7 protein-coding genes and 1 pseudogene are annotated in these 17,791 nt (G+C 72.0%); 1 reads left to right on the forward strand and 7 read right to left on the reverse strand.

Going from position 1 to position 17,791, the window contains the following annotated elements; genetic code table 11:
• Nucleotides 1-638 precede the first annotated feature (638 nt).
• From OP04_RS38655 to OP04_RS38675, 4 genes are all read right to left on the reverse strand, one after another.
• On the reverse strand, nt 639-4,247 hold the full coding sequence (locus tag OP04_RS38655) for a BTAD domain-containing putative transcriptional regulator (RefSeq protein ID WP_033344954.1): 3,609 nt from the start codon (nt 4,245-4,247) through the stop codon (nt 639-641).
• 132 nt (nt 4,248-4,379) lie between these two features.
• Nucleotides 4,380-5,156 carry an MBL fold metallo-hydrolase gene (locus tag OP04_RS38660; RefSeq protein WP_033344955.1) on the reverse strand — a complete coding sequence of 259 codons (777 nt, stop codon included), beginning with the start codon at nt 5,154-5,156 and terminating at the stop codon, nt 4,380-4,382.
• 78 nt (nt 5,157-5,234) lie between these two features.
• Nucleotides 5,235-5,879: a hypothetical protein gene (locus tag OP04_RS55010; protein ID WP_198154129.1), complete on the reverse strand. Its 645-nt coding sequence runs from the start codon at nt 5,877-5,879 to the stop codon at nt 5,235-5,237.
• A 139-nt stretch (nt 5,880-6,018) separates the two neighbouring features.
• Nucleotides 6,019-6,690: a DUF998 domain-containing protein gene (locus OP04_RS38675; protein WP_033344956.1), complete on the reverse strand. Its 672-nt coding sequence runs from the start codon at nt 6,688-6,690 to the stop codon at nt 6,019-6,021.
• Between the two features lie 915 nt (nt 6,691-7,605).
• On the opposite strand from OP04_RS38675, the gene OP04_RS38680 reads away from it, so the two are divergent.
• Nucleotides 7,606-11,022: a BTAD domain-containing putative transcriptional regulator gene (locus OP04_RS38680; protein ID WP_051799739.1), complete on the forward strand. Its 3,417-nt coding sequence runs from the start codon at nt 7,606-7,608 to the stop codon at nt 11,020-11,022.
• A gap of 184 nt (nt 11,023-11,206) precedes the next feature.
• Here OP04_RS38680 and OP04_RS50550 read toward each other — a convergent pair.
• The 3 genes and pseudogenes from OP04_RS50550 to OP04_RS38695 all read right to left on the reverse strand — a co-directional run.
• Nucleotides 11,207-13,600: pseudogene (locus OP04_RS50550) on the reverse strand (NACHT domain-containing protein); the annotation flags it as partial.
• A 167-nt stretch (nt 13,601-13,767) separates the two neighbouring features.
• Entirely contained in the window at nt 13,768-16,833 is a 3,066-nt protein-coding gene (locus OP04_RS50555; protein ID WP_051799741.1) for a DUF4132 domain-containing protein, read from the reverse strand.
• Nucleotides 16,834-16,927: 94 nt separating this feature from the next.
• Nucleotides 16,928-17,773, reverse strand: coding sequence for an NAD(P)H-binding protein (locus OP04_RS38695; protein ID WP_033344957.1), 846 nt, complete (start codon nt 17,771-17,773; stop codon nt 16,928-16,930).
• Nucleotides 17,774-17,791: the final 18 nt, after the last annotated feature.

Below are 17,791 nucleotides of genomic sequence, written 5' to 3' on the forward strand. Positions count from 1 at the left end.
GGCGGGGAGGGGGCGGCCGCGGAAGGCGACGGGCTCGGGGTGGGTGACGGGCTCGCGGTGGGTGACGGGCTCGCGGTGGGTGACGACGAGGGGGCGGCGGCGGCTTGCGGCGGCGCGGCCGGCACCAGTGGTGTCTTCGCGGCCGTAGTCCCTGGCTGCGGCGAAGGAGGCTGGGGATCTACCGGATCTACCGGCCCTGGTGAGACGACTCCTGCCGTGGGTCCCGCCCCGGTCGTGGGCTCCGCCGTATCGGCCGTGGTCTCCACACCGGCCGTCGGTTGTACCGCGACGGTGGGCACCACCCCGATGGTGTGGACCACTGAAGGCCCAGGCTCCGATGACGCGGGCGCTGGGGACACCGGCGCCGGGGACTCCGGCTCCAGGGATACCTCAGCGCTGGGTGTATTGCTGGGAACTACCAGGTGGGGCCTCGTGGCGCCGGCGCCCTGCCCGAGCATGACCGGCCCGCCCAGTGCGACGACGGCCGCCGCCGCGAGCACGAGTCGTCGGCCGACGAATCTGGAAGCCATGTCCATCCCCCTACTGACACTGAAGCCGGGAACCTGTCATCGGCTTTCGCTGCTGAGGCGGTCGCCGGTGGCCTCGCTCGGCCACCGGGCCAGCGTCGGGTCGGGCGGTTAAGAAATGGCTGAGGTGCCCGGAGCGGGCAGATTCCGGACGAACCACCACTGGCCCTGCAACTCGGCCAGCGCGTGTGCCCGCCGCCGGTGGTCCTCCGCCGCAGCCGGCAGACCGTTCGCCAGCTGGGCGTCCGACACGACGTGATGGATGTACGGCAGCAGCAGGCGCTCACCGATCCGCTCGGCCAGTTCGACGGCGGCGACGGCCCGTTCCAGGGCTTCCGCGGGCCGGCCCGCGGCCAGGATGCCGGTGGCGGCGAGCGCGCCGAAGTAGGGCAGGTGCCGTTGCGACTTCCCGCTGTGGTTGATCGCCTCGGCCATCATCGCCAAGCCCTCCTCCGGGTTGCCGCCGACCGATACCGCCCAGCCGAGCAGCATCTGCGACCAGACGAACCATCCGTCGCTGCCGATCTCCACCGCGATCTCCAGCGCGGACTCGGCCAGCCGGTGGGTGGTGGGGACATCGCCGGCGAGCTGACGGGTGATGGCATAGGTCAGGTCCGTGATGCAGACCGCGTCGAGTGCCCCGGCCCGGCGGGCGATCACGTCCGCCTGCCGGAACAGGTGATCGCTGTGCTCACCGCGGTCCTCGGTGAATGCTGCCAGCCCGGCGAGGGTGAGGTTCGCGCACTGGACGAGCTTCACGACCGCGGTCCCGAAGTACGAGGTGGCGTCGACCGCTGCCAGCCTCGCCGACGTGACGGCGACCTCCTCGGCCTCGGCGAGCCGTCCGAGCCAGAACAGCGTCCTGCTGTGGTAGACGCGCACCGCCTCGTAGAGCCCGCCGGACGCCTCCGGGGCGGCCAGGACCCGGCTGCCGTGGCGGGCCGCGGTCTCGTACCGGCCGATGCCCTGGAGTCCAAAAATGATCAGCGCGTCGATGGCGCCGAGGATCTCGGTCCGGCCCAGCGTGACGGCGAGCCGCCGGGCACGCAGCGCGGAGGTGTAGACCTCCACGTCGGCGGCTCCGGTCACGGCCATCGAGTGGGCGAGCACGATGTTGGCCAGCAGGGTGGTGGCGTCCCGCTCCGGGGTCGCGGGCAGCTGCGGGATCAGCCGGAGTGCCTGCCGGGCGTAGCGCACCGCGTCGACGTACCGCGTGGCCTTGCTCGCCTCGTCGGACGCCTTCATCCACAGTTGCACGGCGCCCGCGATGTCACCGGAGGCGGTCAGGTGTTCCGCCAGCCGTCCGGGCTCGGCGGACCCGGACGATCTCATCCACGCGGCGATCCGCCGGTGCAGCTCGGCGCGGACGCCGCGGGGCAGCGTGGCGTAGGCGCAGTCCTCCAGCAGCGCGTGGCTGAAGACGAAGCATCCCTCGCGGTGTCCGCTCGCCCGGCGCAGCACCCCGGCGGACACCAGTTCGGTGAGATCCTGTTCCAGCAGCGCCGGATCCCGGTCGCCGAGGTGCCGCTCGTCGCAGAGCAGCGCGACCAGCTCGCGGTCGAACGGCCCGCGCACGGCCGCGCACCGTTGCGCGAGCGCCTTCGCAGGGCCGAGGCTGTCGAGCCGGGCCTGCAGCGAGGCGTGCAACGGCGTCGGGAGGTCGCCGGTCACCTCGAGCGCCTCGGGGCCGGCGGCGACGGTCGCCAGGGTCAGCTCCCGCAGGTGCAGCGGATGGCCGTCGCAGCGCCGCACGATCTCGTTCACGGTGGCGGTCCGCAGCCGCCGGGCGCCGGCCGTCTGCACGACCAGGGCACGGGCGTCGGCGGAGGGGAGGCGGCCGAGCCGTACCCGGCGGGCGGTCGCGGCGAGCCGGGGCGGCAGATCGTCGGTACGGCTGGTGATCAGCAGGATGCCGCCGCCGACCTCGTCGGCCACCTCGTCGAGCAGGTCCCGGGTCTCCTGGTCCACATCGTGCAGATCCTCGACGACCAGGCAGACCGGCCGGTCACCGGCGCAGGCGCTCAGCCAGGTCAGGACGGCCCGGCGGCGGGCCCCGCCGGTGCGTTGCCGGGGCTCCGGGCAGTCGGCCCAGCCGGCCAGTTCGCCGAGCATCCCCAGCAGGTGGGCCGCGTCGTCGCCGGTCACGCCGGCCAGCTGCAGCTCCAGCAGGAACTGGTCCGCGTCCCGGTAGCACGCGGCCAGGGCCGCCGCGACCGGGTGCAGGGCCTGGCCGCGCCGGTGCCGGTCGCCTCGCAGGATCACCACGGACGCGGCCGGGTACCGGTCGCCGAGCTGGTCCAGCGCGGCCCCGGCCAGCGCCGTCTTCCCGATGCCGGCCTCGCCCCACAGCAGCAGCACGGTGAGGCCGCGGTCGGCGGCCGCGGCCTGCCGGACCTGGGCGAGATCGTCGGCTCTGCCCCACAGGTTGCCGCAGTGCAGGCCGTTCGCCGAGGGTGCCTGCTCGCCGACGACCACATACGTGCCGTCGGCGTTGGCTTCCAAAGTGAAGTGCGGGCCCACCATCATCGCCACCGCACCGGAGAGCACGACCTCGCCCTGGCCCGCGGCGCGCTGCAGCCGGGCTGCGACCGCGGGCGTGCTGCCGAACACCGCGGTACGGCTACCCGCCCTGAACAGCGCCAGCCCGTTGTGCACTCCGGCGCGTACTCCGGCGAGCGTGCTGGCGGCGCCGGGCCGGACCGCGGCCAGCCCGGCCCGGACCGCCTGGCGGGAGTCGTCCTCGGTCGCGACCGGATGCCCGAAGCAGGCCAGCAGACCGCCGTCGTCCACCGCGTGCACCACGCCGCCGTACTCGTCGACGATCGCGCGGATCCGCTCGCGGAACGCCTCCACCTCCGCCATCAGATCTTCGAGGTCGAGATCCTCGGCCAGCCGGTCGTATCCGGCGAGGTGGAAGCTGATGAACGTGGCCGGCCGCCGCTCGTCGGCGACCGTGATCGCGGTGGAGACGGGCGTGGCCACCGGAAGGCGTGGGTCCTGGGTGAGGATCGTCCGCTCCATCCGGCGAAGCTCCGGTCCGGGCTCGACGCCGAGCTTGTCCAAGAGCAGGTCGCGTACCCGCTGATAGATCGCGAGCGCGTCGCCCTGCCGGCCGGTCTGGTAGTAGGCCTGCATGAGCAGCGCCCACGGGCGTTCCCGGCACCGGTCGGTCTCGGTCAGCTCGATCAGGGCCGGAATGGCCTCGGCGATCTGTCCGATCCGCAGCAGCAGCGCGAGCCGTTCCTCGGCGGCCTCGGCACGCCGTTCGTCCAGCTTGTGTACCAGCCGTTCCACCACCGGGAAGGACCGCAGGTCGGCGAGTGCCGGGCCGGACCACAGGCCGAGGGCCTCGCGGTAGCGGTCGGCCGCGCGTTCCGGATCCGGGTCGGCCGCCGTCTGCGCGTCCGCGACCAGCCGTTTGAACCGGAAGAGGTCGCACTCGTCGTCGGCGAGGGACAGCCGGTACCCGAACGGCTCGCTGACGATCCGGTGTGGGGAGTCCAGGGCGCGGCGCAGGTGTGCGATGTAGACCTGCAGCGTCTTGCGGGGCCGGCCCGGCACGTCCTCGTCCCACAGGTCGTCCATCAGCTCGTCGACCCCGACGGCCCGGTTGGCCCGCAACGCGAGCAGCGCCAGGACGAGGCGCTGTTTGGGGCCGCCCAGCGCCACCTCACGCTGGTCGATGGTGACGCTGAGCGGGCCGAGAAGACTGAGCTGCACAGATAAGGATGTAGCGCAGGAAACCAGACTTAGCGTACTTATCACTCAAAACATACCCACTTGGCGCTTATCGTCGGCCGCTTCGGGGACGCGCACCGGCCGGGCAGCCGACGTCCACGGCACGGCCCACGGTCACAGGCCGGGAATGCCCTGATAGGCGCGCAGGTCGTGGGCCGGCACGACCTGCAGGCCGTCGCCGAGGCCGGCCATCCGCAGCAGTCCGGTCCGTACCGTGGCGGGGTCGTGGTCGGCGAATCTGCGCATCAGCCAGGGCCGCTCGGCGCGGCGGTGGAGGCCGTCGAGCTGCCAGGTCAGGTCGCCGATGAACGCGTAGCGCCGGCCGGCGGAGTCGGTGACGAAGACGATCACCGAGCCGGCCGTGTGGCCGGCGGCGAGCACGATGACCACGGACCCGTCGCCGTGCACGTCGTGGCTGTCCGGGAAGCCCTGGTAGGGGCCGCTTCCGAAGCCGTAGGCGCGGATCTCGTGGCGTGCGGAGACGTGCCGGAAGACGGCGCTGTCCGGTGCGCCGGCCGCGTACCGCCGCTCGGCCCCGTTCAGCCAGACCGGCGTGTCCTCGAAGCCGTCGAGGCCGCTCGCGTGGTCCCAGTGCGTGTGGGTGAGCACGACGCCGCGCAGCCGGCCGCGGTCGTAGCCGGCGGCGTCGAGCTGCGCGGCGGCGGTCCGGCCCGCCCGGTGCGGTGAGCGCTGGTACCAGGGCAGCATCGCCAGGTGCCGTGCGAGCCCGGCGCCGAAGCCGGCGTCGATCAGCAGATCACCCTGGGGATGCCGGACCAGGATCGCGGACGCGGCGAACGCGCGCCGGTCGCGGAACGATCCACCCCGGACGGCCATGGCGGCCCGGGTCTCGTAGGTGCCGGTGGGCAGGTGGAAGACGCCTATGTCCATCGTGATTCTCCCGCTGAGTGATGAGACCCCGGTCCGATCACGGTAGCACGTGATCGGACCGAGTCCCATCACCTGTGGTCAGCGAGTGCCGCGGTAGCCCACGGGGCCCTCGTTCGGGAACTGCGCCGTGCCGGAGAACTCGTTGGCGACCCGCAGCGCGATGTCGGCGTTGCCGTTCGGGCCGCTCCAGCTCAGCTTCGTCCCGGCCGGCGCGGAGTTCCGGTCGATGACGACGTGCCGGTTCTTCACCAGGGCGGTCAGGTCGGCGTCGTTGTGCCACGGCGCCTGATCCCCGCCCCACTGGATCTGGGTGTCGAACACCGCGGCGGCCTTGCAGCTGACCGAGGTCAGCCGGTCCAGCGTGCCGCGGTAGCCGACCGGTCCCTCGTTCGGGAACTGCGCCGTACCGGTGAAGGTGTTCTTGGCCTTGAAGGTGATGTTGCCCTTGCCGTTCGGCCCGGACCAGTGCAGCTTGGTCCCGGCCGGGACGGTGGCCTTGTCGACGATGACGTTCCGGTTCCCGATCAGCAGCGTGAGGTCGGCGTCGTCGTGCCACGGCGCCTGCTCCCCACCCCACTGGATCTTCGTGTTGAAGACCGCCGCGGACCCGCACGGGGCCGCCTCCACCGCGTGGGCGGTGCCGGCGCCGAGCCCGGCGACGGCTACGGCAACCGCGGTGGCGAGCAGGGCACCGGTGGTACGGCGCAGAGCACGGATGTTCATGATCTTCCCCCTGTGATCGATGTGCGGCCATGACCCTGACCGCCAGATCAGCCTCGGCGAGGCCGGTTAAGGAATGGCTGAGGCGCGGACCGGCTACGTCGTGGCTGGTTCACAGGTCGGCGCAGTGCGCCTGGGTCCGTCAGCCGACCGGCCGGCGCCAGATCGCCACCCCCGCGCCGATGAGCCCGGCGAAGACCGGATAGACCGCGCAGCGCTCCACGAGACCGATCAGGACGTTCGCCCCCGACCCCGCGACCGTCACGAACGCGACCAGCGACACCAGCCCGAACGCGCCCAGCACGACCATTGCCCGCCCGGTCCGCCGGTCGGCGCCGAGCCGCCCGCACATCCGGCCGAGCACGATGATCAGGATGTTGCCGCCGACGATCGCCATCATCGCGCCGAGCCCGTGGAAGTCGAACCGCCCCAGCCGGTCCGCCTCGCCGTCGCCGGGGAAGAACGCCAGCACCATGCTCCCCACGCCGACGATCACGCCGAGCAGCAGCACCGCGGCACGACGCCATCCGTGCAGGCCGCGCAGCAGCGCGATCCCGGCGATCACCAGGACTCCGAAGAGGAAGAAGCCGCTGTTGAAGACCCAGTCGAGCGGCGAATACATGTACTGGTCCAGCGCCACCAGCGGCCCGCGGACACCGAGATCACTGATGTAGTGGTAGGTGTAACTGTAGGGATGCTCGCCCGTCCAGGCCGCGGCCGCGACGAACTCGGCGAGCAGGAAGACGGCGGCCGCGGCGGCGAGCGCCAGCCCGGCGGCGCGGCGCGTGGTCGTGGCCGGCTGTGCGTCGATCATGGTATTTCCTCTCGATCGGTGACGCGGGTCAGCGTGGGCCCGCCCGCTCACACGGGGCAGACACAGCGCTCACACGCGACAAACCAATCAAGATCAAGATCAAGATCTGGATTTCCCGCTTCCGGCGTGGTCCGGTTCCGCGAGCTCCCGCGGCCTCGGATCCGTGGGTGGTCACGGAAAGCCCGCGACCTCCGCGGCTGGTCGCGTCCACGCCGCGACCAGCCGGCCCGCGGCAGACCACCCACGCAACAACGCCGCCGGGTACGACCCGTCCACTCACAGCCGGCCAGACCACGAACGGCCACGAAACCACGGGAAGACCGCGGCCGGTCGCGACTGGAGTGATCGGCAACAGGCACGAAGCCACCTCGGCCGGCTTTTCAACCTCAGCGTGCTGCTGAGGTTCGGCGTCGATGCCGGGCCGCCCACCGGCAGGCTCCTATTTCATGAAATTTCGGGTATGGGGTACTCGGTCGATCACGTCGGATCCCGGCCTCGATGCCGAAAACCCCGCAACGGCTCCCCATAGCCACCGCGGGAAGCCAAAGGATCATTGACGTCGGCAAAATGGCGGTCAATCGGCGCCGGAAAACGCCATTTTGCCGACGTCAATGATCCTTCTGCCGTGGATATCCCTCCTGGAGCGGTGAAGGTCCCGCAGAGGGCACAGGATCGCCCGGCCGTGGGTGGCAGCCGACCCGGCCAGACCCGCTGCGCACAGGTTCCGCCGCCAGGATGTCGCCGGCCCTCGGCGTCGAGGCCCCGCCCCACCTCGATCAGCGGGCACTCTGTACCCGAAATTCATGACATAGCGGCTCGCGCGCCGGCCACGGCGTCACGCTGACACCAAGCGCAGAAAGCGGTGCGGACAGCCCCTTGACGCACGCCCGGACATGCACGCGCGAAGATCGGGTTATGGACAGCGGTACACGGCTTCGCATCACGCTGCTCGGCGCGCTACAGGTCGCCCGCGGCGACGCCGCACACTCGCCTCCTACCGACGCCCCGCAGGTGGCTCCCACCGACGCCGCGCAAGTGCCTACCGGCCACGCCGCTCAGGGGGCTCCGGGCGGCGCTTCACGGGTGTCCCCCGGCGACGCCGTCCTGCCCGTGCCCGGTGCACGACTGCAGGCGCTGCTCGTCCGGCTGGCGCTCGCCGGGGGCCGCGCGGTCGAGCCCGGCGTGCTCGTCGACGCGATCTGGCCGGAGGAGCCGCCGCCCGGTGCCCAGCACGCGCTGCAGGCGCTCGTCTCCCGGCTGCGCCGCGCCCTCGCCCCGGCGACAGTTCTCCAGGCCCCGGGTGGCTACCGGCTCGCAATCGAACCCGGCGATGTGGACGCACTGCGGTTCGAGCGGCTGGCCACCGCCGGCAAGGAGCAGCTGCGGGCCGATGATCCGGCAGCGGCGGCAGCCGTACTCACGCAGGCTGTTGATCTGTGGGTCGAACCACCCGGCGCGGAACCCGCCGTCATCGCCGGGGTCGCGCCCACCGTCGCGACCCGGCTGGCGCGGATGTCGATCGAGGCGGTCGCCGACCTCGCCGACGCAGAACTGGCCCTGGACCGGGCCGAGCCGGCCGCCGCCCGGCTGACCGCGCTGCTGGCCGAGCATCCTGTGCACGAGCGGGCGGCCGCGCTGCTGATGGACGCGCTCACCGCACAGGGCCAGCAGGCCGACGCGCTCGCGGTCTACGAGCGCATCCGCGAGACGCTGGCCGACACGCTCGGCACCGACCCGGGCGCGGCCCTGCGCGAACGGCACCTGCACGCGCTACGCACCGACGAACCCACCCGGCATCGGCCGTCTCCGCGCAGCCTGCCGGCGCCGCTGACCAGCTTCGTCGGCCGCGACGACGAGCTCGACCGCATCGGCGCGCTGCTGACCACCGGGCGCCTGGTCACCGTGCTCGGGCCGGGTGGCGCCGGAAAGACCCGGCTCGCGATCGAGGCGGCCCGCCGCCACCGGCACGAGTACCGGGACGGCGCCCGGCTCGTGGACCTCGCGTCCGTGACCGAGCCGGCAAAGATCGCCTCCGCGGTCCTCGCCGGGGCCGGGCTGCGCGGCGCCCGCCTGCCGGCCGACGACCTGGACGCGCTGGCCGGGGAGATCGGCGCGCTGCGGTGCCTGCTGCTGTTCGACAACTGTGAGCATCTGATCAACGCCGTGGCCGAGCTGGTCTCGGCGCTGCTGCCGCGCTGCCCGGGGCTGAGGATCCTCGCCACCAGCCGTGAGCCGCTGGCGATCGACGGTGAGGCGCTGGTCCCGCTCGCCTCGCTCCCGCTGCCGGGCCCGGGTGACGGCATCGATCAGGCCCGTGACGTGGCGTCGGTGCGGTTGTTCGCGGAGCGGGCCGCCGCCGTGCGCCCCGGCTTCCGGGTCGACGAGGACACGCTGCCGGACATCGCGCGGGTAGTGCGCGACCTGGACGGGCTGCCGCTGGCGCTGGAACTGGCCGCGGCCCGGCTGCGCACGCTGTCGCTGTCCGAGGTCGCGGACGGCCTCACCGACCGTTTCCGGCTGCTGGCCTCCGGCACGCGCGCGGGCCCCGCCCGGCACCGCACGCTGCGGGCCGTGATCGCCTGGAGCTGGGACCTGCTCACCGAGCCCGAACGCACGCTGGCCGAACGGGTCTCGATCCTGCCCGGCGGCGTCACCGCGGACGCGGCCGCCGCGCTCTGCCCTGGGCCGGACGTGCCGGAGGTGCTGTCCGCGCTCGTCGACCGGTCGTTGCTGCAGCGCACGCCCGGCCGCTATCGGATGCTGGAAACCATTCGTGGGTACGGCATGGAGCGCCTGCACGACATCGGCTCCGTGCGTGACCTGGCCGCCGCTCACGTGACCGCGGTGCTGGCCCGGCAGGACGCGCTGCTGCGCGGGCCTGGCCAGCTGGCGGCTCTGACGGTGATCCGGGCCGAGTACGACAACGCGCTCGCTGCCCTGCGCCACCGCTGCGACACCGGGGACGCGGACGGCGCGATCACGCTCGCGCTCACGCTGACCTGGTACTGGCAGATGGCCGGGCGTCAGTCCGACGCCGCGTACTGGCTGGATCAGGCCCTGTCCGTGCCAGTCGGCACTCCGGCGCCGGAGCGGGGCAGCGCAGGGGTCGGGGTGCCTGAGCGGGATGGCGCCGGGGTCGGGGTGTCGGAGCGGGATGGCGCGCGGGCGGCGGAGCGGGACGGCGCGCGGGCCGCTTACCTGCTCAGCCGTGTGGACCTGCTGTCCGGGATCACCAGCGAGGAGGCCGCGGACGACCGTGCGGAGATGCACGGTTTGGCCGACCGGCTGATCGCCGATTCGGGGCTGCCCGGCCATTACCGGGTGATCGGGCCGATCCTGATGTTCCTGCAGGGTCGCACGGACGCGGTCGCTGCCTTCCAGCGGTTGGCGGACGGCGAGGACGTGTGGCTGGCCGGGCTGGCGCACCTGTTCCAGGCCGAATTCGCGGAGAACGCGGGCGAGCTGGACCTGATGCGCACCCATGTGGAGGCGGCGCTGGCCCGGTTCGCGCAGGCCGGCGACCACTGGGGGCGGGCCGGGACGCTGCCGATGCGCGCACGGCTGCGACGCTATGACGACCTCGACGGGGCACTGTCCGATCTGGAGGAGGCGCGGACGCTGGCGGCCGGTTTCGGGCCGCCCAGCGCCGGCGACCAGCTCGACAGCGACCTGCGCTGGGTTGACCTGTGCCTGCGGCGGGACGATCCCGGCCGCGCACTGGCCGTCATCGACGGTGCACGTGCCCGGACTGCACCTGACCTGCGGGTACTCGTCGACGCGGAGGAGGCGGCGATCCGGGTCGGGCTCGGTGACCTGGACCGGGCCGCCGCTCTGCTCGACGACGCGGAGCGGGCCCTGCGCCGGGACCTCGCGTTCCCGGCCACCCGGGCCCGGCCGCTGATCGCGGTCACGCGCGCGGGCCTTTGCCTGGCGCGCGGCGACCTGGACGGCGCGGGGGGCGCGCTCGGGGCGGCCTACGAGGTGGGGCTGGAGATCCGGGAGCTGCCCGTGCTGGCGCCGGTCGCCGTGTACGCGGCCGCGCTGGCCGAGGCGCGTGGTCACCCGCATGCCTCGGCCGTCCTGCTGGGCGCCGCCGCCCGCCTGCGCGGCGCCCACGATCACACCGACCCGCAGGTCCGCGCGCTCACCGGGCGCGGCCGGGGCGTGCTGGGCCGCGACGGGTTCGCTGCGGCGTACACCCGGGGCTGGGAACTGGATGCGGACTCGGCCGTGGCAGAGGTCGTGACCAGGGTGGATCGCGCGGTTCCACGCCCAGGAACGACGCGGGCTGGGTCGGGCGTGCCAGGTGCTTCGTCCGAAGACGCTTCTTGAACCGGAGCCTCTTCCGCGCCTCGGACTCGGTCGGAGAGTTCAAAGCCGCACCGGGGCTACGTGGCTACTGTCCGGAAACTGGGCGGGCCGAGGTATGGCGCTCGTAGCCATCCGTACGGGCTGAGCCGATATGCAGGGCCATCGGTCCGGGAACGGCCATGTCGGTGTAGACCTGGTTGTCTTGAGCGAGGTGGCTTTGCAGGCGCTCGTGCCGAAATTGGTATACAGCGCCCACTTGGCGGAGAACGCCGCGCCGATGTGCATCTTCGAGGAAGTGCACCAGTCGCCACGGCAAACGTCCCGTAACCGCAAGGACGAAGCGAGCAAGAGCAAACTGAGGCCAGCGAGAGGCGACCGAGATTACCATGACGATGATGAACATGAGTCCGTCGATGAAGTAATATCCAAAAAATACCGCCACTACCGCCATCGCAAGAACGGCCGCGATCAATACGCGCCGATCGCGCCTCAGACCGGAGCGGGGGATGACGATCGGAAGGTCTCCACTCGGAGTACCCAGCCCACCAACCAGTCCGACCACCACGCACAGGGGATAGCCGACAAGCATTCCATAGAGCACTACGTATGCCAAATCAAGATTGCCGGGAATTACGGCAACAAATACAAGCAACGCAACAACCGCCGCCGAGGAAAACGTTCCGGCGACTAGCACCCTACCCACTTTCAACAACCTTTCCTTACCGACACCCCCGTTGGCCACAACCAGGCCGCGACCTCGAATTACCCTATGGAAAAGGAACACCGCAAGCCCAACGGAGCCCCCCACAAGCATAACCGTATCGGAATACCCGTAACCTGAATTGGCAATCGCAGCCGCTGATCCCGCAACGACTGCATCTCCGAGAAATTCACGAGATCCAACGAAGCCGGAGAAGCGTAGCAACATTGGGCAGATAGCAGACACGCATACCGTGAGGTAGCCAGATCCCTCCACCCACACTACGATCACAGCAGTCCCAAAAACGGCAGCCACGAGCGGTACCCAGAAGAGCAGTCCGCCACTATAGACATGTGTCGCAATAAGCAATCCAAGCGTCATTCCGAGCCCAGGTAAAAAAATCTCCCATGCATGCACGTAGCTATTCATAAGGAAGGGTAGACCTTGTGAAAATGCAATACCTGAAGCGGCGCAGCCGATAAAAAGGGCGTCTCGAAGTCTTTTCAGCGCCGCACGGTCCCGCCCTTGCCCGGCATACCCGCCTGCCAACCGTCCACCGAGATAACCGAACGCAAGGCAAGCCAGATACGAGCATGGTTTCCATTCCCCGGCGGCATAGACCAGTCCATAAAAGAGGCCATTACCCACAAAACAAAGTTGATAGGCGAGCAGCACGACAACGACATAGGCGAGGCCGGCCGCCAGCGGCCAGTTCCCGATCAGATCTTTCAGGCGCCACCAGGCGATGTCCTGCTGTCCGCTGCGGTCCAGATGCCGGGCCAGCACGCGCAGCCATCGCTCCTCTCTACCCGAGGGGTAGATCGCCGGGATGTATCCGGCCAGGAGATGGTGCTCCGTCTGCCTGGCCGATGAGCGCCGGGCCGTGTTGACGAGATCCGCGGGGTCGCGGGACGGCTGTCCGTAGGCGGCCCGAGCCAGGTAGGCATTCAGCGGCGTGGCCAGTACCCGGCCAAGCGTGCCGTCCGGCCGGGTGCGGATCTCGTCGGCGACCGCTGACCATCGCTGCCCGCCGTTGATCTGTCCGGCGGACAGGAAGGCGATGACGTCGTCCGTGCGGGCGCCCTGGAGTTCGATGACGGCGGCGCGGGCCAGCGGCGTACCCCGGTTGTCGGTTGCCGCCTCGAAGTCGTCGGTGCGGCAGGAGACGACGAAGGCGCCGCCGCCGCCGAAGGCGGTGTTGAGGTGGTCGAAGACCTCGATGCGCCGGGTCGGCGGGAGTTCGTCGAGGCCGTCGAGGAGCGGCAGGATCCGGCCGTGCGCGACGAGGGTCTCGATGGTCGCGCGGTCTCCGAGGGCGGGATAGTCCTCGGCGAGGCGGCGGATCAGCCAGTCGTTCAGCTGTTCGCCGGGCTGCCAGGACGGGAGTGTGAACAGTACCGGGACGGGATCGGTGGTGTTGCGGACGGCCAGGAGTTCGAGGGTGAGGATCAGCAGCATCATCGACTTGCCGGCTCCGGGCGCGCCGAGTACCACGATCTGCCGCATGGGCAGCCGGGTCAGGACGTCGGCGAGATCGCGGACGTCGCCGGTCAGGTGCAGGCGGGTCGGCCGTCCCGGGACGACGTCGCCCAGGATCTCTGCGGGGGTGGCGCTGACCGGGCGGGCGGTGGATGCCCACCGGATCCGCAGCGGGCCGGGCCGGTCGAGCATGCGTGCCGTGGCCTCCGCCGCCCATTGCCGCCTGACCAGTACGGCCAGCTGGTCCTCGGGGGGCACGGGTGGAGCCGGCTTCCGGCCGACGAGCAGGGCCAGCAGGCCGACGGCCAGCGACAGTACGCCGACCGCCAGTCCGGCCACGCTCGCCAGCTTGTCGCTGGTGTCGAGCCGTTCGGCGGGCCCGGATGCGAGGAATACCAGGCCGGCCACCAGCGGGACCACGAGAAAGGACCCGCCGACCCACCGACGAGTACGGGAAGTTACCAACACGCTACAGATTGTCGGACTGGATGGTTCCGGCAGCTCGCCCACACACCGCATCGCGTGCGGGAATTAGCACGTCAGAAGGGGTCCGTCCCCGGCAGGAACCGGGGACGGACGGCCGACGATCAGGTGCGGGCCACCAGGCGGTGGGCCTCGCGCAGCACCTCCGAGGCCGCGATCGGGTCGAGGTCGCCGAAGACCGCGTCCGGCGGGCCGGAGACGGTGACCGTGGACAGCGTGCGTAGCTCGGACGAGTCGGAGTAGAGCGGGTTGTAGTCGGGCCAGAAGGCGATCTGGGTGATGTAGCCGCCGGGCCATGCGCGTTCGATCAGCCCGCCGGCCAGCTGCCAGCCGCGGGCGGCGAGCACGAACAGCGCGCGGTCGTCGGTCTGGCCGCCGGTGAAGTCGGCCAGCGTGGCCGTGGCTGCCTGAGCCTCGGACAACCGGTGGACCTCGCGGGCGACCTGCGGGAACGGCTGGAACGTCTCGTAGTCGGCGAAGATCTCCGCCCAAGCGGCGCGTTCGGGGCCGGCCGTGGCCGGGTGGTAGAGGCCGACGCGCTGGTCGTCGGCGAGCGTGAGCGTCTTCTCGTCGGCGTCGGCGAGGCTGCCGTCCTCGGCCACCCGGAAGCCGGGGCCGCCGTCGACCCGCCAGAGCAGCGCGCGGGCGAGGTGCCGGACGACGGGGTGGCCGAGCACGAGCGCCCGGAAGTCCGGCACGGACCAGGTCCGGCCGGTCAGCATGGCCTCCTCCAGGGCCCGGCCGCGTTCGCTCGCGAGCTGGCGGGCGTCCTTCTTCAGTGCGGCGAACGTGCGCTTGGCCTCGGCGGCGAGCGTGGCGTCGTCGGCCGCGACCACACGTGGCAGGCCCTTGAGCGGGCGGCCGTCGGCGTCGCTGACGGTGGGGTGCAGTTTCTCGTCGAAGGTGACGGTGAACTGCCGTGGCCCGAAGTCGAGCGTGAGGCGGCCGTCGGCGGCGAGGCCGAGGTCGGGCACGATCCGGTCGGCGAGTTCGGCCGGGGTCAGGCCGCGGGCCTGGGCGATCTGGGCGAGTTTCGCCTCGGCCAGCGCGCGGAAGCCCTTCTGTCTCGCCTTGCGGGCGACGCGTTGCAGGTGGGTGAGGGCGACGTCGGTGCCGATCGCGCCGAGCACCTCCAGTCCGGACTTGACGCGGGCGGCGGCGCCGAACGCCCACTCCGGGATCAGTGCGGACACCTGCGGGACGGTGGAGTTGTCGCCGAGGAACGCGAGCGCGTGCAGCGCCTGTTTGTCGGCGGCCGGGTGGTCCGCGGTCTGCCACTGGGTGAACAGCGCCCAGCCGAACGCGGCCAGGCTTGCCCGGTCGCAGGTCTCGCGGACCTCGGCCAGGCCGGGGTGCGGCACCGCGAACGTGGACCGGGTGAGTAGTGCCAGCAGCTGCCGCACGGCCGGTTCCGGCAGCGCGCCGTCGTGGCCGGGCACCCGGATCGGCGGCAGCGTCGCGACCGACAGCCAGCCGGGCAGCGCCTTCGCCTTCGTGACGGTGCGCAGCGCCGCGGGCAGCGCGTCGTCCGGGACGATCGGGCCGGTCGCGGCCGGGGCGGTCGTCAGTGACGCCTCGACGCGGGCACGGGCCTGCGGATCCAGGTCCGGCAGCAGCGCGATGACCGTGTCCGGGTGGGCGAGCACGTGGTGGTGCAGCAGCTCGGCCACCACCTCGGCCGCCTCGGGACGGTCCGGGGTCAGGCCGGCCAGTACGCGCAGTGCCCGAGCGGGCTCGCGGGCGGCGACCTGCGTGACCGCCTGCCGTACGTACTTGCGGTCGGCGCGCGCGGCCAGCAGGGCGAAGGCCTCGTCGGTGGGGATCGAGGCCAGCCAGGAGATGACCTTCTTGCGTTCGGGTGCGCCGTGGAAGACCTGGTAGCGCCGCCACGGGCTCTGGCGCTCGCGGTGCAGGTCGTAGCGGTCGAGCATGTCGGCGAATCGGGTGCCGACCGTGCTGCCGTCGCCGACGACGGCCATGACGCGCGCCCGGTCGTCGTCGCCGAGCAGGTCCAGCAGCGCGGGCTTGGTCAGCACCTGCAGGCCGAGGACGTCGTGGGCGAGCGCGGTGTCGCGATCCGCGGCCAGGACCCGCAGCGCGCGGGCCGGGTCGCGGGTGAGCACGCCGAGCCGGTGGAAGTCGAGCTGGCGGGTGTCGACGGTGTCCCAGATGACCGCGTGCAGCGCCTCGTCCGTGGGGATGGACAGCAGCACCTCCAGGCCCTCGGTCTGGATCTCCCGCTGGAAGCTGTGCTGGAAACCGGCCGCTTCCCGGAAGAGCGGGTCGCCGGTCAGCAGCGGTACGCCGGCCGGGCCGAGCGCGTCGAGGATCGTGGCGACGAACGCGTGCGGGCGGCGCCACCCGGCGCCGATGCCGAGCCGGAGGTCCTTGAGCGCGCCCGAGGTCAGCATGGCGGAGAGCCGGTGCGCCTGGTCGGCCGATTCGAGGCAGAACGCGAGCAGCCCGTGGAACCGGCCGGGCGGCTTCGCGTAGTCCGCGAACCAGCCCGGCAGCGCGGCGATGTCCGCATCGGCCCAGCCGGGCCGGCCCGGGACCAGGAACGTCGCGATGATCCGCTGCGGCAGCGGCCCGCCGCGGTAGCCGCCGAGCACGTCGACGGCCGCCGCGTAGTCCGCGTCGGCCGCGGACGCGAGATGCGCCCGGACCGTCGCCGCGGTGTGCACCAGCACGCTCTGGTCCTCGCCGTGCCGCTGGCACTCCGGGTTCTGCCAGTCCCAGCCGCCCTGCGCGGCCCGGCTGAGCGAGCGCCGGTAGAGCGCCTGCTCGCGCCGGGCCGGGTGGAACAGCATGCCGGCCAGCTCCGCCACGGCCCGCGCGGCGAACACCGGTCCGGCACGCTCGATCCACGCCTGCGCGGCCGGCTCGGCGTGCTTGTAGTCGAGGAGCAGCGCGGCCGCGGCCGCGCCGCGGGCGGACAGGTCCGCGGCGGGCCGGTGCAGGTCCGCCGCGAACCGCCGGCCCTCCGCGCGCAGCTCATGGTCGTACTCGGCGTCCGCGGCCGTGCCCAGCTCGGCGGCGTCCAGCAGCGCGGCGAGCCGTTCCGCCGCGCCCGGCTCGATCTCCGGCGGCGGCACCCGCCGGCCCCCGCGACGCGGGAACATCGCCTCGCGCCACTCCTGCGGCATCTCCCAGCCGTCCTCGAACCGCATCCATACCTCCATTGGCATCAATGAGCGGCGCGAGTCTATGCGGCGGGTCCGACAACCCCGGCGTCCGACAACCCCGGCGTCCGACGACCCCGGGTCAGAACGCGGCGGCGTGGCGTTCCGCCCAGGCCCGGAACGTCCCGGGGGCGGTGCCGGTCAGGTTGAACACGTCGTCCGTGACGAAGGCGGACCGGCCGAAACGCAGCGACGACTGCAGCGCCTCCATCATGGCGGCCAGCTGCGGCGGGGTGCCGCGGGCGATCGACGCGGCCGCGTACTCCGCCGGGGTCGTCTCCGCGAACTCGATCGGCCGGTCCAGGACGTCGGCCAGGATCTCGACCTGCTCGCGGGCGGTCAGCGCCTCCGGGCCGGTGAGCGTGTAGCCGTGGCCGACGTGGTCCGGGGAGGTCAGCGTGACGACGGCGGCCCGCGCGATGTCCTCCGGGTCGATCGGCACGGTACGGCCCGGCATGGTCGGATCGGTCACCCGGCCGGCCCGGATCTCGTCGCGCCACCACAGCGCGTTCGTGGCGAACGTGTTCGGCCGCAGGTACGTCACGTCCAGCCCGGCCGTGCGCAGCACCTCCTCGCGGTCCGCGAGCGCCTGGCCGATCGGGTTGTCCTCCAGCGGGTACGTGCGCGCGCCGACCGAGGAGAGCAGCACGATCCGCGGGCCGCCCGCCTTGCGTACCGCCTCGGTCATGATCTTTGCCTGGTCCAGCTGCGGGCCGGTCTGCATGAGGAAGACCGACTCGACGCCGTCCAGCGCCGCGACGACCGACTCCAGGTCGCCGAGGTCGCCGGTGAACCGTTCGACGCCCGCCGGGAGGTCCGCGGCGCGGGCCGGGTCCCGGACCAGCGCGCGGACCGGCAGGCCCTGCTCGTGAAGTTGCCGGGCGACCGGCCCGCCGACGTTTCCGGATGCTCCGGTGACGAGGTACATGTGTGCTCCTCAGGTTCG

Origin of the sequence: Catenuloplanes japonicus (assembly GCF_000717135.1) — a bacterium.
In the GTDB taxonomy this organism is placed as follows: Bacteria; Actinomycetota; Actinomycetes; order Mycobacteriales; family Micromonosporaceae; genus Catenuloplanes; species Catenuloplanes japonicus.